The sequence below is a fragment of the Paenibacillus uliginis N3/975 genome (genome assembly GCF_900177425.1).
Taxonomy (GTDB): Bacteria; Bacillota; Bacilli; order Paenibacillales; family Paenibacillaceae; genus Paenibacillus_AQ; species Paenibacillus_AQ uliginis.
Genome location: NZ_LT840184.1, coordinates 514,400 through 532,829 on the forward strand (window position 1 = coordinate 514,400; position 18,430 = coordinate 532,829).

General features: G+C 47.0%; 20 protein-coding genes and 1 other annotated feature. Of the genes, 19 read left to right on the top strand and 1 reads right to left on the bottom strand.

The features are described 5' to 3' along the window. Window positions 1–107: 107 nt before the first annotated feature. Window positions 108–503: a nucleoside triphosphate pyrophosphohydrolase family protein gene (locus B9N86_RS02215; RefSeq protein WP_208917581.1), complete on the bottom strand. Its 396-nt coding sequence runs from the start codon at window positions 501–503 to the stop codon at window positions 108–110. A 299-nt stretch (window positions 504–802) separates the two neighbouring features. On the opposite strand from B9N86_RS02215, the gene B9N86_RS02220 reads away from it, so the two are divergent. From B9N86_RS02220 to rpoB, 19 genes are all read left to right on the top strand, one after another. Then, window positions 803–1,891, top strand: coding sequence for a PIN/TRAM domain-containing protein (locus B9N86_RS02220; protein ID WP_208917582.1), 1,089 nt, complete (start codon window positions 803–805; stop codon window positions 1,889–1,891). Between the two features lie 88 nt (window positions 1,892–1,979). Further along, the gene (gene ispD, locus B9N86_RS02225) at window positions 1,980–2,666 is read left to right on the top strand and encodes a 2-C-methyl-D-erythritol 4-phosphate cytidylyltransferase (protein ID WP_208920050.1); all 687 of its coding nucleotides are present in this window, start codon (window positions 1,980–1,982) and stop codon (window positions 2,664–2,666) included. A gap of 99 nt (window positions 2,667–2,765) precedes the next feature. After that, window positions 2,766–3,254 (top strand): 2-C-methyl-D-erythritol 2,4-cyclodiphosphate synthase, encoded by a 489-nt coding sequence (gene ispF / locus B9N86_RS02230; RefSeq protein ID WP_208917583.1) that lies wholly within the window; start codon window positions 2,766–2,768, stop codon window positions 3,252–3,254. A gap of 36 nt (window positions 3,255–3,290) precedes the next feature. Further along, window positions 3,291–4,754 carry a glutamate--tRNA ligase gene (gene gltX / locus B9N86_RS02235; protein ID WP_208917584.1) on the top strand — a complete coding sequence of 488 codons (1,464 nt, stop codon included), beginning with the start codon at window positions 3,291–3,293 and terminating at the stop codon, window positions 4,752–4,754. Between the two features lie 508 nt (window positions 4,755–5,262). Continuing rightward, a complete protein-coding gene (cysE, locus tag B9N86_RS02240; RefSeq protein ID WP_208917585.1) occupies window positions 5,263–5,964 on the top strand; it encodes a serine O-acetyltransferase in 702 nt (233 codons plus the stop codon). A 23-nt stretch (window positions 5,965–5,987) separates the two neighbouring features. Beyond that, entirely contained in the window at window positions 5,988–7,394 is a 1,407-nt protein-coding gene (gene cysS / locus B9N86_RS02245) for a cysteine--tRNA ligase (RefSeq protein WP_208917586.1), read from the top strand. Beyond that, on the top strand, window positions 7,391–7,834 hold the full coding sequence (locus tag B9N86_RS02250; RefSeq protein WP_208917587.1) for a Mini-ribonuclease 3: 444 nt from the start codon (window positions 7,391–7,393) through the stop codon (window positions 7,832–7,834). Before cysS ends, B9N86_RS02250 begins: the two co-directional genes overlap by 4 nt. Before the next feature lie 82 nt (window positions 7,835–7,916). Further along, window positions 7,917–8,666: a 23S rRNA (guanosine(2251)-2'-O)-methyltransferase RlmB gene (gene rlmB / locus B9N86_RS02255; protein ID WP_208917588.1), complete on the top strand. Its 750-nt coding sequence runs from the start codon at window positions 7,917–7,919 to the stop codon at window positions 8,664–8,666. A 5-nt stretch (window positions 8,667–8,671) separates the two neighbouring features. Further along, complete coding sequence (locus tag B9N86_RS02260; RefSeq protein WP_208917589.1) at window positions 8,672–9,193, top strand: NYN domain-containing protein; 522 nt, start codon at window positions 8,672–8,674, stop codon at window positions 9,191–9,193. 159 nt (window positions 9,194–9,352) lie between these two features. Then, window positions 9,353–9,997 carry an RNA polymerase sporulation sigma factor SigH gene (gene sigH, locus B9N86_RS02265; protein ID WP_208917590.1) on the top strand — a complete coding sequence of 215 codons (645 nt, stop codon included), beginning with the start codon at window positions 9,353–9,355 and terminating at the stop codon, window positions 9,995–9,997. 338 nt (window positions 9,998–10,335) lie between these two features. Beyond that, the gene (gene rpmG, locus B9N86_RS02270; protein WP_006212941.1) at window positions 10,336–10,485 is read left to right on the top strand and encodes a 50S ribosomal protein L33; all 150 of its coding nucleotides are present in this window, start codon (window positions 10,336–10,338) and stop codon (window positions 10,483–10,485) included. 21 nt (window positions 10,486–10,506) lie between these two features. Then, window positions 10,507–10,698, top strand: a complete 192-nt coding sequence (secE, locus tag B9N86_RS02275) for a preprotein translocase subunit SecE (protein ID WP_208917591.1) — start codon at window positions 10,507–10,509, stop codon at window positions 10,696–10,698. 21 nt (window positions 10,699–10,719) lie between these two features. Beyond that, complete coding sequence (gene nusG, locus B9N86_RS02280; protein WP_208917592.1) at window positions 10,720–11,253, top strand: transcription termination/antitermination protein NusG; 534 nt, start codon at window positions 10,720–10,722, stop codon at window positions 11,251–11,253. A gap of 69 nt (window positions 11,254–11,322) precedes the next feature. Beyond that, window positions 11,323–11,748 carry a 50S ribosomal protein L11 gene (gene rplK, locus B9N86_RS02285; protein ID WP_208917593.1) on the top strand — a complete coding sequence of 142 codons (426 nt, stop codon included), beginning with the start codon at window positions 11,323–11,325 and terminating at the stop codon, window positions 11,746–11,748. A gap of 79 nt (window positions 11,749–11,827) precedes the next feature. Further along, window positions 11,828–12,520, top strand: coding sequence for a 50S ribosomal protein L1 (rplA, locus tag B9N86_RS02290; protein WP_208917594.1), 693 nt, complete (start codon window positions 11,828–11,830; stop codon window positions 12,518–12,520). A 69-nt stretch (window positions 12,521–12,589) separates the two neighbouring features. Then, window positions 12,590–12,747: a sequence feature (ribosomal protein L10 leader region), on the top strand. Between the two features lie 53 nt (window positions 12,748–12,800). Continuing rightward, entirely contained in the window at window positions 12,801–13,304 is a 504-nt protein-coding gene (gene rplJ / locus B9N86_RS02295; protein WP_208917595.1) for a 50S ribosomal protein L10, read from the top strand. A gap of 64 nt (window positions 13,305–13,368) precedes the next feature. Then, entirely contained in the window at window positions 13,369–13,734 is a 366-nt protein-coding gene (gene rplL, locus B9N86_RS02300; RefSeq protein WP_208917596.1) for a 50S ribosomal protein L7/L12, read from the top strand. 164 nt (window positions 13,735–13,898) lie between these two features. After that, on the top strand, window positions 13,899–14,507 hold the full coding sequence (locus B9N86_RS02305) for a class I SAM-dependent methyltransferase (RefSeq protein ID WP_208917597.1): 609 nt from the start codon (window positions 13,899–13,901) through the stop codon (window positions 14,505–14,507). A 345-nt stretch (window positions 14,508–14,852) separates the two neighbouring features. Next, on the top strand, window positions 14,853–18,398 hold the full coding sequence (rpoB, locus tag B9N86_RS02310) for a DNA-directed RNA polymerase subunit beta (protein WP_208917598.1): 3,546 nt from the start codon (window positions 14,853–14,855) through the stop codon (window positions 18,396–18,398). Window positions 18,399–18,430: the final 32 nt, after the last annotated feature.

Consider the following 18,430-nt stretch of genomic DNA (forward strand, 5'->3'; position numbering starts at 1 on the left):
GGCCGCTCTTTTATAAGATTGCATAATAAAAAGCATTTATTTCACTGTCCTGTGGCAGTGATATAAATGCTTTTTTATTTTTTATAGGGCGGAGCCAAAAGTGAATCCTACGACAGGTTAAACAAACCGAGTGTTGAGCATTTTTGGGATTCCTTAACGACGACTTCATCCAACTGAATGTCCAATAAATTAGCCATAGCGGACATATAGAACAGGTTACGGCCGAGTTCGGAACTAATAGCTTCCCGGCAATTTTCGCACAGATGGCCGTCAACGTGAGTACCCGCGAGTTCTTTGGCCTGTTCGAGATCAGCACCCATATCGAAGGTTTGCTTCGTGGCGTGAAGTTCGATGCAACCGCATTCAGTAATAGCTTTGGTAACAGCCCGATTGACTGACGCATTGCTTTGACCATTCTTGGACAGTACATCCAAAAGACTGCGGTGACGGAGCAACAATTCCGAAACTTGGTCCTGAAAAGCCTGTAAACTAGGAGCACTCATTATAATCATCCACCTCGATATCGATATTATGAATTGAATTGTGTTCATTATATTCCAGCCGTTCAGGGAATTTCAACCAATTTTAACACACAGGAAAGGAAGGAATGGTTCTATTTCCCTTGTGTTTACAGCTTAACACAGCCTCTACCGGAAAGGTTCCCTTTATTTCTAAACCATAGAAATTTATTCTCATTGGCTATAATTTGAGAAAAAACACTTTAAGTACGATTATAGCTCGGATAATTGGACCATACTGGAAAATATACAATGAACTATGAAAAAGGAGGTGCGCCGAACTCATGTTAAAAAAAGCTATCTTAGCATTTACGGTACTATGCGGAGCATGGTGTGGGTATACGTTATATCATATGGTGGAACGGTCGTTCCCTGAATTTTCCTTGGTCTTCAGTCAAGGACTGTTCGCCGGAGGAAGTGGTGTATTTGCATTGCTCGGAGGACTGCTATTCGGGATGATTGGAGTACTTGTTGCAGACCGGTTCGATGGCAGAATTCAGTCGATGATTGCATCCTTTTCTCGGATACCAATGAATGATCTTGCTGCTGGTACCGCGGGTCTGCTCGGGGGTTTACTTTTGTCGCTGTTGTTATCTCCAAGTCTTACCTGGCTTGGTCAAGGGGGACGTTTGCTACAGGTGGGCATTACCATGCTCGGGGGATATGTCGGCATGCGGATTGGTCTGGAGAAAAAGGAAGAGCTTGCTTCACTCTGGATGTCAGGAAGATGGAGTCAATCTGCTGAGCCTGAAGGACGGCGAATCGAGGAACATAAGATTTTGGATACCAGCGTGATCATTGACGGCAGAATCGCTGATATTTGCAAAACAGGATTTATTGAGGGAACGATCGTCATACCGGAATTTGTACTTGAGGAACTGCAACACATTGCAGATTCTTCGGACTTGCTAAAACGTAACCGCGGCCGGCGGGGCCTGGATATTTTGAATAAAATCCAGAAAGAGCTGGATGTGAAGGTTCTCATCTATGAAGGAGATTTCGATGAAATATCCGAGGTGGACAGCAAGCTGGTTAAACTGGCTAAAGTTCTTCAGGGTAAAGTGGTTACGAATGATTTCAATCTGAACAAAGTTTGCGAACTACAAGGTGTATCGGTTCTTAACATCAATGATCTCGCCAATGCGGTTAAGCCTGTCGTGCTGCCTGGAGAAGAGATTTTGGTACAGATCATTAAGGATGGCAAGGAGCATGGTCAGGGCGTAGCTTATCTCGATGATGGAACGATGATCGTTGTAGAAGGCGGACGCGAATATATCGGTTCGATGATGGAAGTGCTGGTGACCAGCGTGCTGCAGACATCCGCTGGACGGATGATCTTTGCGAAACCGAAACTGTTGGAAAAAGCCCAGTAAACGGGGTATGATGGAGTGTGTACTGTACATATCCGTTCCCGGCATGGGGGAATGTTACCAGGAGCCGGGTAAAGACAGGGGTTTTGGCATGAATACGAGCTTCGGTGCTGTTATCGTGGCAGCGGGTAAAGGTTCGCGAATGGGAACCCGTGAGAGCAAGCAGTTTTTGCAAATTGGCGGCAGACCGATCGTGGTGCATACAATGGATATATTCAACCAACTGCCGTGGTTGCAGGAGATCGTGCTTGTTACGGGCCGGGATGATGTTGCCCGCTGTGAGGAGTGGGTGAAGGAATACGGGCTGGACAAGGTGTCGGCTGTAATCTCAGGTGGCAGTGAACGGCAGGAATCGGTTTACCAAGGGATCAAGCAATTGAATACAGAATGGGTAATGATACATGACGGTGTCAGACCGTTTGTTACCCACGATGAGATTCATTCTTGCCGCGAAACGGCTCTTCGCGAAGGTGCTGCTGTTCTTGGTGTACCTGTGAAGGATACGATTAAACAAGTGAACGTACAGGGGCTAATTACAGCAACGCCTGAACGTCATAGTCTGTGGGCTGTTCAGACCCCACAGGCTTTTCGTCTTTCTGACCTGCTGGCTGCACATGAGTCAGCTCAGCAGAACGGTTTTTCCGGAACAGATGATGCGATGCTGCTGGAGAGAGCAGGTTTGCCGGTTGCTGTGGCGGAAGGGAAATATACGAACATCAAGATTACAACGCCGGAAGATTTGGAGTACGCTGCTTTTTTAAAATATAAGAAAGTATAATTGTGGACTTTACTTTCTTATATTTCTCGCAGAAACGGCCGCCGTCTTTAAGGACGGCAAAGCCGTTTCTACTTGAAGAAAAACAAGGGGGAGATGTAGATGATTCGAGTAGGTCAGGGATTTGATGTGCATCAGCTCGTGGAAGGAAGACCGTGCATTATCGGTGGCGTGACCATTCCGTATGAAAAAGGTTTGGTAGGGCATTCTGATGCTGACGTACTGCTGCATGCAATCACGGATGCCGTTCTGGGTGCTTTAGGTCTTGGCGATATTGGGCGTCACTTTCCGGATAATGACCCGGCTTTCAAAGACGCTGACAGTCTGAAGCTATTGGAACAAGTATGGGAAATGGCGAAAGAAAAAGGCTATCGTCTCGGGAATGTGGATAGTACGATTATTGCGCAAAAGCCGAAGATGGCGCCGTATATACCGGAGATGACAAAAGTTATCGCCAAGGCGCTTGAAGCGGATGAAGCGCAGGTTAACGTTAAGGCAACAACGACAGAGCAGCTTGGCTTTACAGGACGGGGCGAAGGGATCGCCGCACAATCTATTGTGTGCCTTGTTCAAGGTATGCTATCATCTTGAAAGAATCTTTGAAAGAAGCGAACGGAGGGGTTAGAAATGACCGAAGAAGTCCGTGTGCGCTACGCACCGAGTCCAACGGGACATTTACATATTGGCAATGCCAGAACGGCATTATTTAATTATTTATACGCACGTAAGCACAATGGTAAATTTATAATCCGTATTGAAGATACGGACGTGAAGCGTAACGTGGCTGGCGGAGAGGAAAGCCAGCTTAAATATTTGAAGTGGCTGGGTATGGATTGGGATGAAAGCATCGATGTGGGGGGCGAGTACGGTCCTTATCGTCAGACGGAACGACTTGACATTTACCGCAAGTTTTGGCAGGATCTGTTGGATTGTGGGCTTGCTTACCGGTGCTACTGCACCGAGGAAGAGCTGGAGAAGGAGCGGGAGGAACAGACCGCACGCGGGGAAACCCCTCGTTATTCAGGCAAACACCGTGATTTGACGGACGAACAGTGCCGCGCGTTTGAAGCGGAAGGACGGGTTGCGAGTATTCGCTTCCGTGTTCCGGAAGATAAAGTATATACATTTGATGATATGGTCAAAGGCACGATTTCTTTCAACACCAAAGAAACTGGTGACTTTGTCATTGTGAAAAAAGACGGTATCCCGACATACAACTTTGCGGTTGCGATCGACGATAATCTGATGAAGATTACCCATGTGTTGCGGGGGGAGGATCATATCTCCAATACGCCTCGCCAGCTCATGATTTATGAAGCGCTCGGTATGGAGCCGCCTAGATTCGGCCATATGACATTGATCGTAGGCGAGAATCACAAGAAGCTGAGCAAGCGTGATGAATCGATCATCCAGTTCATTGAGCAGTATGATCAGCTCGGTTATCTGCCGGAAGCTTTGTTCAATTTCATCGCTCTGCTGGGATGGTCTCCAGAAGGAGAGGAAGAAATTTTCTCGAAAGAGCAGCTGATTGATATCTTTGATGCGAACCGTCTTTCGAAGAGCCCTGCAGTGTTCGATACGAACAAACTGGCTTATTTGAACAATTCATATATTAAGAAGGCCGATCCAAACCGGATTGCAGACCTGGCCATTCCGCATCTGCAGCGCGCTTCACGCCTGCCTGCTGAATTGACGCCGGAGCAGGAAGACTGGGCTAGAGCGCTCGTTGCTCTCTATCAGGAACAAATGACCTCTGCATCCGAAATTGTTGATCTGTCTGAAATGTTTTTCCGTACTCATCTGGAGCTGGATCAGGAAGGTATCTCGATTCTTGCTGAAGAACAAGTTCCAACTGTGCTTTCAGCCTTCCTAGCGAAGCTGGAACAGTCTGAGGAATTCGCAGCAGCTAAAATTGCAGCCTTAATCAAAGAAGTGCAAAAGGAAACCGGCTTTAAAGGCAAAGCGCTCTTTATGCCGATCCGTGTGGCTCTGACAGGTCAGATGCACGGCCGTGATCTGAATCAGACGATATGGTTGCTTGGCAAAGACAAGGTGCTTGACCGTTTGCGTTCTCAGATCAAGGGAGTCTAAAACATTTCCTGAACATGGATGTATATCTTCTTGTCAGCGCACGGTCTTTTGGGTAATATATAAGAAAGTGCAAATCGAAAAGCTTAGATCAGGAGAAGTACGCGTAAAGATCGACATCATCCAGAGAGGATAACCGGAAGAAGACAGGGCAACTTGATTCTTCCAGGCTGAAAGTTATCCGGTTGTCGTTAAGCGGAAATGCGCCTGTGAGCTGTATGGTTGAAGCGAATCGTATCGTTAGATCATACCGGCTGTCACCGTTAATGACTTGAAGTGTAACCGGGCCGTCCGTCTCAGGATATGGGAGGAATATTGCCGGTTCAAGCAGAGTGGAACCGCGTGTCTGACGCCTCTGCAGCGAAAGCTGCAGAGGCGTTTTTTGTTAGCATATAAGAAAGTTTAAGTTTGGACCGTACACTTTCTTAAGTTTCTCGCAGAAACGTCCGCTGTCTTTATTTCCATTTGAATTGATCTTTTTATGGGTATAACTGGGGGAGGAGGATCGCTTATGTTCAAGCAGATAAAGTCGGATATAAGGACCGTATTCGAGAATGATCCGGCTGCCCGTGGGCTTTTTGAAGTGGTATTTACATATTCGGGTCTCCATGCTTTGTGGTTACACCGAATCGCCCATGCTCTGTTCAAACGGCGCTGGTACTCTCTGGCCCGTATCATTTCACAATTCAGTCGGTTCATGACTGGCATCGAAATTCACCCGGGAGCCCGAATCGGAAAGAGGCTGTTCATTGATCACGGGATGGGCGTGGTGATCGGGGAAACGTGTGAAATCGGTGATGACGTAGTCATTTATCAGGGTGTGACACTCGGTGGTACGGGGAAAGAGAAGGGGAAGCGTCACCCGACGATTGGGAGCAACGTGGTGATTGGGTCGGGTGCTAAAGTTCTTGGATCTTTCACTATTGGTGAGAACTGCAACATCGGCTCCAATGCGGTTGTACTACGTGAAGTTCCTCCGAACAGCACCGTTGTCGGCAACCCGGGTAAAATTGTGAAGCGGAACGGTGAGCGGATTCGCGACCGGCTTGATCATACCAAACTTCCGGACCCGATTGTTGATATGCTTCGCGACATGCAGAAAGAAATAGACGATATGCGTAAAGAGCTGGCAACATTGAGAGATGAGAAACGGCAGACACCAGAGGCGGATCATTTAGAAGCCTTTTTGCATAAAAATTTACAAAAGCGATAAGACGAAAGGATCGTGACCATCGAATGGCACTTCAAATTTATAATACGTTAACCCGTATGAAGGAGACGTTTAAGGCCCAAGAGCCGGGTAAGGTAAGCATGTACGTGTGCGGCCCAACCGTATACGGCTACATCCATATCGGAAATGCACGTCCAATGATTTTTTTTGATGTGGTACGCGCGTATTTAGAGCAGCAGGGCAGTCAGGTCAACTATGTAGTCAATTTTACTGATGTGGATGACAAAATGATCCGTAAAGCGGAGCAGACCGGAACAACTGTGTCGGAGGTTGCGGACACTTTCATCTCTGCCTACTTTGAGGATTTGGACGGACTCGGCATTCCCCGGGCGTCGCTTAATCCACGTGTAACCGACAATATGGACAGCATTATTGATTTCATTCGTGAATTGATCGAAAGAGATTTCGCTTACGAGAACGGTGGAGATGTCTTCTACCGAACGCGCAAGTTTGACGATTACGGCAAGCTGTCCCAGCAAAAAATCGATGAGCTTCAGTTCGGTATCCGGATTGAAGTGGATGAGCGGAAGGAAAGCCCTGAGGATTTTGTCCTTTGGAAAGCGGCTAAGCCTGGAGAGATCTTCTGGGAAAGCCCATGGGGAGACGGGCGTCCAGGCTGGCATATTGAATGCTCGGCAATGGCACGTCGTTATCTGGGTGATACGCTGGATATTCACGGCGGAGGTCAGGATTTGCAGTTCCCTCACCATGAGTGCGAGGTGGCTCAGTCGGAGGTGCTGACAGGGAAGCCGCTTGCGAATTACTGGATGCACAACGGTTATATTCGGATTAACAATGAAAAAATGTCAAAATCCCTTGGAAACGGGGTATTAGTAAAGGATTTACGTGAGCAATATACTAAAGAAGCTATCCGGTATTTCATGCTCTCGACGCATTACCGTAATCCATTAAACTATAGTGATGAAGTTATGGACCAAGCGCAGAACGGCATAGACCGGATTGCGAACGCGGTTGGAAACGTAAGACATCGTCTAAAGAATGCAGTCGGTTCGACAGAAGGAAAAACAGGAGTCGAAGTTGCTCGAAAAATGACAGAGGTTCTTGCCGAGTTCCACAACAAGATGCAGGATGATTTCAATACCCCGGATGCCATCACAGCCATGTTCCAATGGGTAACTGAGACGAACCATCTTCTGCAGCAGGCTTCCGTACCGGCAGAGGATCTTCAGACGGTTCTGGATGCTTTTGAAGAAATGAACGGAGTATTACGCATTGTAGACTCATCTGCAGATGAACTGCTTGATGAAGATATTGAGCGGCTGATCGAGGAAAGATCCGCTGCCCGCAGTAACAAAGACTGGGCACGAGCTGATGAAATCCGTGACATATTGGCTGCGGAAGGCATTGTGCTTGAGGATACGGCGCAGGGCATGCGCTGGCGGCGCAAATGAGCGGCGGTGACAACAAGGAACTGGAGGGGGGATGGTTTCCCTTCCCTCCTTCCAGGCCCGTCCGCCTCATTCCACCTATCGTGCTCGCCTACATTGGAGATGCAATTTATGAAGTTGCGGTTCGCCAGTATTTGATCTCCTTGCCGAATCTCCGGCCGCATCATTTACATCGTACAGCTACAAACCTTGTGTCAGCAAAAGCACAGAGTCGAATTTTGTCTTTTCTTGACCCAATGTTGACGGAAGAAGAACGGGATATTGTACGGCAGGGAAGGAATGCCAAGTCAGGCAGTCTTCCGAAGAATGCCGACGTTCTGGAGTATCGGCATGCCACGGCTTTTGAATGCCTGATAGGTTATCTTTATTATGTAGAACACCATGACCGTCTTCGGGAATTAATCGGGCAAGCCATCGAGTATATGGTTAATCCCGCTGAATAGCAGAAAAAAGTATAAACAGAATAAATTTAACCGCCGGCTTTAAGTGTTAAGGTCCGGACAGGTATGCAGGAGGAAAATAGTTATGCAGGAAGAAGAAATCATTGCGGGTAAGCACTCCGTCACCGAGGCGCTCCGCTCAGGGCGTACGATCAACAAGATCTGGATAGCCGAAAATGCGCAGAAGCATTTGACGATGCCAATTATCGCCGAAGCCAGAAAGCTGGGTATTGTTATTCAAAATGTCGATAAACGCAAACTGGATCAGATGGTGCCGGGGGTACAGCACCAAGGTGTTGTTGCTCAGACCGCTCCTTATGCGTATGTGGAAGTAGATGACCTTCTGAAAATTGCCGAAGATAAGGGACAGGCCCCATTCCTGTTGATTCTCGATGAAATTGAGGATCCACATAACCTTGGGTCCATTCTAAGAACGGCTGATTGCACAGGTGCACACGGTGTTATCCTGCCAAAGCGGCGTTCTGCGCAGATTACAGCTACTGTGTCCAAGACTTCAGCTGGCGCTGTTGAGTATGTCCCGGTGGCAAGAGTTACGAATCTCGCTCAAACGATAGAGCAGCTGAAAGAAATGGGAGTATGGGTTGTCGGAACGGTCGTAGATGCGGTTGAAGAGATCTATGATACTGAGGTGTTTAATGGTCCGGTTGCGATCGTAATCGGCAATGAGAGCAAAGGAATGGGCAGGCTCATCCGTGAGAAGTGTGACGTCCTTGTCAAGCTGCCAATGGCAGGCCAGATCAACTCGCTGAATGCATCGGTGGCTGCCGGTGTCGTAATGTATGAAGTACTACGCCGTCGCCGTCTTCAAGGTTAGAGCGGATGGCCGATTGGCGGGATGTGCTGCTGGTCGATGGTTATAACATGATCGGCGGATGGCCTTTCCTTGCACAACTCGCAAATATTGGTATGCAGGAGGCTCGGGATGCTCTTCTGGAGAAACTGGCCGATTACCAGGCTTTCTCGGGCCTTCGTGTCATTGCTGTTTTTGACGCTTACCGTGTACCGGGGCTGGGCAAATCTTTTACTCAGGGTAAGGTGCAAGTATACTTCACCAAGGAAAAAGAAACTGCCGATGAATGCATTGAACGTCTTGTTGTAGATTTCAGTCACCGTCGGCGTAAAATATATGTCGCTACAAGTGACCTGATGGAGCAGCACATTATTTTTGCACTCGGTGCTCTACGGATTTCAGCCCGTGAACTGCTCAGTCAAGTGGAGCAAAGTGAACGGGAAGTAAAACTCAAAATTAAAGAGGACCAGGCTAAATCAACGAGAAACACACTAGATGGCCAACTGTCTGAGGATGTCCGTAAAATGTTTGAGCGATGGCGCCGTGAATAATTGAACTGGTGGAGCAAATCATGAAAGTCTTTACATTTATGTTATTATCGTTCTAATTTAGGGATGACGTGGTTGACGGTCTTATGGACATCATATATACTTGTCATATATTTCAAGCGAGTGACGGGGTACCGTGCGTTCCGGGCCGGAGGGATTCTATTGAGTGTCAACCTCAAGGAAGTCATGATGTCAGGGTATGATTTGATAAGTGATGAAGACATTGTCGAGGCGGTCCGTGAAGGTGACAGCGGGGCGCTTGAATATTTGATCAATAAGTACCGGAACTTTGTACGTGCCAAAGCTCGTTCTTATTTTCTTATTGGCGCGGATCGCGAGGATATTGTCCAGGAAGGCATGATCGGCCTTTATAAGGCAATTCGTGATTTTAAAGGGGACAAGCTTTCTTCGTTCAAGGCTTTCGCTGAGCTGTGCATCACGCGGCAGATCATTACGGCAATCAAGACCGCGACGAGACAGAAGCATATTCCACTGAATTCCTATGTTTCTCTGGATAAGCCGATTTATGATGAGGATTCAGACCGTACACTGCTGGATGTTATATGCGGTACGGCGGTATCCGATCCAGAAGAACTGGTGATTAACCAGGAAGAGTTTGTTGGCTTGGAAGATAAAATGTCTGAAATACTGAGTGATCTGGAGCGGAAAGTGCTGATGCTTTATTTAGATGGCCGTTCCTATCAAGAGATCGCAGTAGATTTGAGACGTCATGTTAAATCTATTGATAATGCCCTCCAGCGGGTAAAGCGTAAGCTTGAACGCTATCTGGAGGTTCGGGATAATTAGAAGAATGAACGATGTGTGAAAGGCTCAATTTGAGCCTTTTTTTACTTCATTTCGAAATCCCGGTGTTTCAGTTATTGGAAGTATGACCATAATGGTAAGTAAATGCAGCCCGCATTCAGAGAGAAAAAGGCTTGAAAAGGCGTCAACCATGTGATAAAGTGTTTTAGGTAGGCCTAAATTCGCGTGTTTTATGAATGGAACGTTGTTACAGCATTGGAACAACGGTTTTGTTCATCTCGCAGGAATTTCGATTGTCTGTTACAGGACAAACCGATCTTTCTACTAGGATCAATATCGGTTCTTCTGATGAAGAAGGACGTCTTCGGGAGGTGCAAATCATGCGGGTAATTATCACTTTGGCTTGTACAAGCTGCAAACAAAGAAACTACACAACCACAAAGAACAAGCGAAATCACCCCGACCGCATGGAGATGAAGAAATTTTGCAAGTTCTGTAACGAGCAAACTCCTCATCGCGAAACCAGATAGTTTTTTGGAGGTGTAGTCGGCGTGAAACGTAGTTTCAAGTCTCTGTTTTCCTTTTTCTCTGAAAGCTGGGCGGAACTTAAAAAAGTTCGCTGGCCCAATCGTAAAGAACTGACGAACTATTCACTCATTGTTATCGGCACCGTTGTGTTTGTCACAATTTATTTTTGGGTTTTAGACATCGGTATTTCCGCTGTGATCGAAGCGATAATTTAGAAGGGTCCCAGGTGGCTTGATATGGAAAAAAGATGGTATGTGGTTCATACCTATTCCGGGTATGAGAATAAAGTCAAAGCCAATTTGGAAAAACGTGTCGAGTCCATGGGCATGGAGGACAAAATATTCCGCGTTCTTGTTCCTATGGAAGAAGAAATCGTAAACAAGGACGGTAAGAAAAAGACCGTCATGCGTAAAGTTTACCCGGGATATGTCTTGGTCGAAATGATTCAAACCGATGATTCTTGGTATGTTGTCCGCAATACACCGGGGGTTACGGGCTTTGTCGGTTCGACAGGCTCCGGTTCTAAACCGACGCCTTTGCTTCCAGAAGAAGTTGAACAGATTCTGAAGCATATGGGCATGGAAGAACCGAAACCGAAGATTGAATTCGACATCAAGGAATCTGTTCGTATCAAGGTTGGTCCTTTTGCGAATTTCGTGGGCTCCGTGGAAGAGATTTTGGCTGAAAAGAGTAAGCTTAAGGTTCACGTCAACATGTTTGGACGGGAAACCCCGCTGGAGTTGGATTATACTCAAGTGGAGAAGTTATAAATACTTCAGGTTTCTTGTGGGAGGGCGTAAAGCGTCCGATACCACTATTGATGCAAGGAGGTGTCTTACATGGCGAAGAAAATTATCAAGATGGTAAAACTGCAAATTCCTGCAGGTAAAGCGAACCCAGCTCCTCCAGTAGGTCCAGCATTGGGTCAAGCAGGTGTCAACATCATGGCATTCTGTAAAGAATTCAACGCTCGTACTGCTGATCAAGCTGGCTTGATCATTCCGGTTGAAATTTCGGTGTTTGAGGATCGTTCCTTTACATTTATCACCAAAACTCCACCGGCTGCTGTTCTGCTTCGTGTGGCTGCCAAGATCGAAAAAGGATCCGGCGAACCAAACAAGAAGAAAGTTGCAACGGTTAAACGTGATGCGGTTCGTCAAATCGCAGAACAAAAAATGCCTGACCTGAACGCTGCAACTGTTGAAGCTGCAATGTTGATGGTTGAAGGTACTGCCCGTAGTATGGGTATCACAATCGAAGACTAATACTCTTTCGATGCTACCGGATTAGATCCGGAATATGTGGGAGGAAATTCCGCTAACACCACAAAGGAGGAAAACAATCATGGCTAAACACGGTAAGAAATACCTTGAAGCTGCTAAGCTGATTGACAGCGAAGCAACTTATGAGCCTTCGGAAGCCGTTGAACTGGTGAAGAAGGCAGCAGTTGCCAAATTCGACGAAACTGTTGAAGTGGCTGTACGTTTGGGTGTAGACCCTCGTAAACAAGACCAGGCTGTTCGTGGCGTTGTAGTCCTGCCTCACGGTACGGGTAAAACGCAACGCGTTCTGGTATTTGCAAAAGGTGAAAAAGCGAAGGAAGCCGAAGCGGCTGGCGCGGATTTTGTTGGCGATCAAGATATGATTAACAAAATTCAACAGGGCTGGTTCGAATTCGACGTCTGCGTAGCTACACCTGATATGATGAGTGAAGTCGGTAAATTGGGCCGTCTGCTCGGTGGTAAAGGCCTGATGCCTAACCCTAAAGCCGGCACGGTTACATTCGATGTTGCTAAGGCTGTTCAAGAAATTAAAGCCGGTAAAATCGAGTACCGTCTGGACAAAGCAGGTCAAATTCACGCTCCAATCGGCAAAGTATCCTTTGATGCGGATAAACTCAATGAAAACCTCAAGTCTCTTGTGGATGCATTGAACCGCGCGAAGCCAGCTGCTGCTAAAGGTGTATACCTGAAGAACATCGCTGTATCTTCGACTATGGGACCTAGCGCTCGCGTGAACACAGCTTCTTTTAAATAATATTTACCATTGACTTACTTGTCATGGTTTGATATTATGTAACAGTTGTGAGTCCTTGTGACTGACCATTAAAGTTGAATATGCTTACCGTAGACAGTAGGTGCCGTTAGCTGGCTTAATTTCCTACCGAGGTGTTATGATAGAACGTCAGCAGTTTGTCCGGGAGACCGGCATAATGATGCTTCATCAGGCCTTCGTGATTCTACGGAGGCTTTTTTAGTGCCCGTAGGATGGTGGCCGTCATGGTCCCAGCTAACCATACAATCAGGAGGTGTAGACATTGGCAAACGCAAAAGTGATTCAAGCTAAACAAGACGCGGTTGACGTAGTAACTGCTAAGTTGCGCGAAAGTGTGACAACAGTTGTAGTTGACTATCGTGGATTGAACGTTACCCAAGTAACAGAACTGCGTAAGCAGCTTCGTGAAGCTGGTATCGAATTTCAAGTATTGAAAAACTCCCTGCTTCGCCGTGCGACAGCAGCTGCAGAGCTGACTGAGCTGGATGAAGCGTTGGCAGGTCCGACGGCTGTTGCTTTCGGTACTGAGGATGTTGTGGCTCCAGCGAAAATCTTGAACGATTTCGCTAAGAAAAACGACGCTTTGGAACTGAAAGGCGCAGTAGTAGAAGGCCGTGTCATCGGAGTGGACGAAATCAAAGCGCTGGCGGAACTTCCGTCCCGCGAAGGTCTCTTGTCCATGCTCCTCAGCGTGCTTCAAGCCCCAATGCGCAACTTCGCGCTTGCGGTTAAAGCCGTGGCTGACAAAGAAGAACAAGGCGCGTAAGCTCCTTATTCAACAAGCTGTATAAACAACTAAATCCTAAATATAAAATGGAGGTTCAACCCAAATGAGCAAAGAGCAAATCTTGGAAGCAATCAAAGGCATGTCCGTTCTGGAACTGAACGATCTCGTTAAAGCAATCGAAGAAGAATTCGGCGTAACTGCTGCAGCTCCAGTAGCTGTTGCAGGTGCAGGCGCTGGCGCAGCTGCTGAAGCTGAGCAATCTGAATTCGACGTAATCCTGACTGGTGCAGGCGCGTCCAAAATCAACGTTATCAAAGTTGTTCGCGAAATCACAGGCCTCGGCTTGAAAGAAGCGAAAGAACTCGTTGACAACGCACCAAAACCACTGAAAGAAAAAGTAAGTAAAGAAGATGCAGAAGCTGTTAAAGCTAAATTGGAAGAAGCAGGCGCATCCGTAGAAGTGAAGTAATTCCTTCTATACTGCAGCATGAATCAAACCCCTTGAATATTAGTTCAAGGGGTTTGTTATTGTAATAGATTGTTTTTTCAAGAAGAAGGCTATATTAGAGTTAGAGAGTTTTTAAGGTTTGGTGCCGTATTCACGGCAATCGATTTTGTGATACGGAGGTTGACATGCCGAATCAGCATTATTATACGAACCAGCCAGTAACCGGACATAACAGGCGGGAACTGGAAACGGTACTTCGTGGCAGTAAATTCAAGTTTATTAGTGATGCAGGTGTTTTTTCTAAGAGTGGAGTGGATTATGGGAGTAAGGTGCTGATTGAAGCCCTTGATATTCCAAGTCAGTCCAATGTGCTTGATGTCGGATGCGGTTATGGGCCGATCGGGCTTTCTGCAGCGAGAATTGCAAAGGACGGCCATGTAACGATGATAGATATCAACAGCCGTGCGGTAGAATTAGCCAAGGAAAATGCGAGACTCAATGGAATTGGTAATGTCACTATAATGGAAAGTGACCTGTTCACAGCAGTAGAGGGTAAGGAATTTGATATCGTTCTAACCAATCCGCCTATACGGGCAGGCAAAGAAACGGTACACAAAATTTTTGAACAAGCCTTTGAGCATCTGAAGGATCAGGGGCAGCTGTGGGTGGTCATTCAGAAAAAACAAGGCTCCCCATCGGCCAAAGCCAAACTGGAAAGCCTGTTTTCTCAAGTGGAGGAAGTGACGAAGGACAAGGGCTACCGGATATTCAAAGCGGTAAAGACTACATCCTGAACTGGCAAATAGGCTATTGACTCGGATTTCTGGCTGTGGTATTATTATAAAATGTCAGTATTAGGATGGTCTCCTTGTCTTTAGTTTGCTGAAATGTCAAGACTTGATGTGGGTATCATTGCATAAAGTCAGTCATATTGACGTATAATATGTACATTTTGGGCAAATCTACTGGATATGAGAGGATTATCATAACCATGGATAAGCTGCTCTTTTTTCGAAAGATATTCGATAAGGGCTTTTCTCTATTTATGGGAGTTTCCTCTGTACGTTCCATTATAGTGTTACAAACAGAGGTTCGCAATGAATTTTTAAAAGTGAGTAGACATGAGGGGTGAGTTTAAGTTGGCAGGACATCTTGTTCAATATGGTCGACGCACTCGGCGAAGTTATGCACGTATTACTGAGGTACTCGAAGTTCCGAACCTGATTGAAATCCAACAAAAATCTTATGAATGGTTTTTGGAGGAAGGGTTGCGCGAAATGTTCCAAGACATCTCGCCGATTCAGGATTTTACAGGAAACTTGGTGCTGGAGTTTATCGACTACAGCCTTGGAGAACCGAAATACACCGTCGATGACGCGAAAGAACGCGACGTAACTTATGCGGCGCCGCTCCGTGTTAAAGTCCGGCTCATCAACAAAGAGACTGGAGAGGTCAAGGAGCAAGAAGTGTTCATGGGAGACTTTCCGTTAATGACGGAAACCGGAACATTTATCATTAATGGTGCCGAACGGGTCATTGTCAGCCAGTTGGTTCGCTCTCCCAGCGTCTATTTCAGCACTAAAGTTGATAAAAACGGTAAGAAAACATACACTGCGACCGTTATTCCGAATCGCGGCGCATGGCTGGAGCTGGAGACGGACGCTAAGGATATTGTATATGTACGGATCGACCGTACCCGCAAAATACCGGTAACCGTACTGCTTCGTGCGCTCGGTTTCGGTACAGACGCAGAGATTTTGGAACTGCTGGGTGATGACGAGTACATTCGTAATACCCTGGATAAAGACAACACGGATTCGACGGAAAAGGCGCTTATTGAGATCTACGAACGCCTTCGTCCAGGCGAGCCTCCGACGTTGGACAATGCAAAGAGCCTCTTGGTAGCACGTTTCTTTGATCCGAAGCGCTATGATCTGGCGAACGTTGGTCGTTATAAGATCAACAAGAAGCTTCATATTAAAAACCGTCTCTTCAATCAGCGTTTGGCTGAGAGTCTGATTGACGTGGAAACGGGTGAGATCATTGCTGAAGCTGGTCAAACCGTAGACCGCCGTCTTTTGGACGAGATTATGCCTCACCTAGAGAAGAGTGTCGGCTACAAAACATATCATGTTGCGGGCGGCGTTCAGGATAGTGAGGATATTACACTTCAGACGATCGATGTGTTCTCGCCAATCGAGGACGGTAAAGTCGTTAAGATTATCGCCAATGGCAACATCGATAAATCGGTGAAGCATATTACGCAGGCGGACATTATTTCGTCCATCAGCTATTTCATGGATTTACTGCACGGTATCGGCAACACGGATGACATTGACCACCTGGGTAACAGACGTCTGCGTTCCGTAGGTGAACTTCTGCAGAACCAGTTCCGTATCGGTCTTTCCCGTATGGAGCGCGTTGTTCGTGAAAGAATGTCGATCCAGGATGCGAGTGTTATTACACCGCAGGCTCTCATCAACATTCGCCCGGTTATTGCATCGATTAAAGAGTTCTTCGGTAGCTCACAGTTGTCCCAGTTTATGGACCAGACGAACCCGCTTGCTGAACTGACGCATAAACGCCGTCTTTCCGCACTCGGACCTGGTGGTTTGACTCGGGAACGCGCGGGCTTTGAAGTCCGAGACGTTCACCACAGTCACTATGGCCGTATGTGTCCGATCGAGACTCCAGAGGGACCGAACATCGGTTTGATTAACTCCCTGTCTACATTTGCCCGTATTAACGAATACGGATTTATCGAAGCGCCTTATCGCTGGGTTGATCCGAAGACGGGTCAGGTAACAGAGCAGATCGATTATCTGACTGCTGATGAGGAAGATAACTATGTTGTAGCTCAGGCGAACGCAAGTTTAACAGAAGACAGTAAGTTTGCGGACGATATGGTAATTGTTCGTTATAACAAACAGGCCGATAACATTTTGCCAATGCCTAAAGATCGTGTGGATTACATGGACGTTTCGCCTAAACAGGTGGTATCTGTCGCTACGGCGCTGATTCCGTTCCTCGAGAACGATGACTCCAACCGTGCCCTCATGGGATCTAACATGCAGCGTCAAGCTGTTCCGCTTCTTATTCCGAAAGCACCGCTTGTCGGAACAGGAATGGAGCATAAATCCGCGAAAGATTCCGGTGTATGTATTGTATCCAAATATGACGGAATTATTGAGCGCTCAACAGCTAATGAAATCTGGCTCCGCCGCGTGGAAAATGTGGACGGACAAGAAGTCAAAGGCGATATCATTAAACATAAATTACACAAATTTATGCGTTCGAACCAAGGTACATGTATTAACCAGCGTCCAATCGTCCAACGTGGCGATGTAATCAAGAAGGGGGATATCCTTGCGGATGGTCCTTCGACTGAGATGGGCGAATTGGCACTTGGACGTAACGTTGTCGTAGCTTTCATGACCTGGGAAGGTTATAACTACGAGGATGCGATTCTTCTTTCTGAGAAGCTCGTGAAAGAGGATGTCTACACTTCGATTCACATCGAGGAGTATGAATCTGAAGCTCGAGATACAAAGCTTGGACCAGAAGAAATCACACGTGATATTCCGAACGTCGGTGAAGAAGCGCTGAAAAATCTTGATGAGCGCGGAATTATTCGTATCGGTGCTGAGATCAGTGCAGGCGACATCTTGGTTGGTAAAGTAACACCTAAGGGTGTAACGGAACTGACGGCTGAAGAGCGTCTCCTTCATGCGATCTTTGGTGAGAAAGCTCGCGAAGTGCGTGACACCTCGCTGCGCGTTCCTCACGGTAGTGATGGTATCATCGTTGATGTGAAGGTGTTTACTCGCGAGAACGGTGATGAATTGCCGCCGGGCGTAAACCAACTGGTTCGCGTGTACATCGCTCAGAAACGTAAAATCTCCGAAGGTGACAAAATGGCCGGACGTCACGGTAACAAAGGTGTCGTTGCCCGTATTTTGCCTGAGGAAGACATGCCGTTCCTGCCTGATGGCACACCTGTACAGGTTGTTCTTAACCCGCTTGGTGTACCTTCACGTATGAACATCGGTCAGGTATTGGAAGTTCACTTGGGTATGGCTGCTCTGCAGCTTGGTATTCACGTGGCTACGCCAGTATTTGATGGAGCAAGCGAGTATGATGTGTTTGATACAATGGAAGAAGCAGGCATGCAGCGTAATGGTAAGACCGTTTTGTATGATGGCCGTACAGGAGAGCGTTTCGAGCGCGAAGTTACTGTTGGTGTCATGCACATGATCAAGCTGGCGCACATGGTTGATGATAAAATCCACGCCCGTTCTACGGGACCATACTCTCTCGTTACGCAACAGCCGCTCGGTGGTAAAGCACAGTTCGGTGGACAGCGTTTCGGTGAGATGGAAGTATGGGCGCTTGAAGCATATGGCGCCGCATATACACTGCAAGAAATTCTTACCGTTAAGTCCGATGACGTGGTCGGTCGGGTGAAAACCTACGAATCGATCGTCAAGGGTGAGAACGTCCCGGAACCAGGTGTTCCAGAATCGTTCAAGGTATTGATTAAGGAACTTCAATCTCTCGGTATGGACGTCAAAATCCTTAGCGAGAACGAGGAAGAAATCGAGATGAGAGAACTCGATGATGAAGAAGATGCGGCAGGCGATAAACTGAGCCTTAACTTGGAAGGCACTGAAGTCGGAGTGGAATAACGGTCAGTCGTCACCCCGCCGGTTAACAGCCG

What these genes read in the sequence shown, in the direction of transcription:
- B9N86_RS02305 (WP_208917597.1), top strand. Translation starts at nt 13,899, where the DNA reads ATGCCGAATCAGCATTATTATACGAACCAGCCAGTAACCGGACATAAC.
- cysS (WP_208917586.1), top strand. Translation starts at nt 5,988, where the DNA reads ATGGCACTTCAAATTTATAATACGTTAACCCGTATGAAGGAGACGTTT.
- ispF (WP_208917583.1), top strand. Translation starts at nt 2,766, where the DNA reads ATGATTCGAGTAGGTCAGGGATTTGATGTGCATCAGCTCGTGGAAGGA.
- cysE (WP_208917585.1), top strand. Translation starts at nt 5,263, where the DNA reads ATGTTCAAGCAGATAAAGTCGGATATAAGGACCGTATTCGAGAATGAT.
- B9N86_RS02215 (WP_208917581.1), bottom strand. Translation starts at nt 503, where the DNA reads ATGAGTGCTCCTAGTTTACAGGCTTTTCAGGACCAAGTTTCGGAATTG.
- gltX (WP_208917584.1), top strand. Translation starts at nt 3,291, where the DNA reads ATGACCGAAGAAGTCCGTGTGCGCTACGCACCGAGTCCAACGGGACAT.
- rplA (WP_208917594.1), top strand. Translation starts at nt 11,828, where the DNA reads ATGGCTAAACACGGTAAGAAATACCTTGAAGCTGCTAAGCTGATTGAC.
- rplK (WP_208917593.1), top strand. Translation starts at nt 11,323, where the DNA reads ATGGCGAAGAAAATTATCAAGATGGTAAAACTGCAAATTCCTGCAGGT.
- rplL (WP_208917596.1), top strand. Translation starts at nt 13,369, where the DNA reads ATGAGCAAAGAGCAAATCTTGGAAGCAATCAAAGGCATGTCCGTTCTG.
- B9N86_RS02220 (WP_208917582.1), top strand. Translation starts at nt 803, where the DNA reads ATGTTAAAAAAAGCTATCTTAGCATTTACGGTACTATGCGGAGCATGG.
- rpmG (WP_006212941.1), top strand. Translation starts at nt 10,336, where the DNA reads ATGCGGGTAATTATCACTTTGGCTTGTACAAGCTGCAAACAAAGAAAC.
- ispD (WP_208920050.1), top strand. Translation starts at nt 1,980, where the DNA reads ATGAATACGAGCTTCGGTGCTGTTATCGTGGCAGCGGGTAAAGGTTCG.
- nusG (WP_208917592.1), top strand. Translation starts at nt 10,720, where the DNA reads ATGGAAAAAAGATGGTATGTGGTTCATACCTATTCCGGGTATGAGAAT.
- rlmB (WP_208917588.1), top strand. Translation starts at nt 7,917, where the DNA reads ATGCAGGAAGAAGAAATCATTGCGGGTAAGCACTCCGTCACCGAGGCG.
- B9N86_RS02260 (WP_208917589.1), top strand. Translation starts at nt 8,672, where the DNA reads ATGGCCGATTGGCGGGATGTGCTGCTGGTCGATGGTTATAACATGATC.
- B9N86_RS02250 (WP_208917587.1), top strand. Translation starts at nt 7,391, where the DNA reads ATGAGCGGCGGTGACAACAAGGAACTGGAGGGGGGATGGTTTCCCTTC.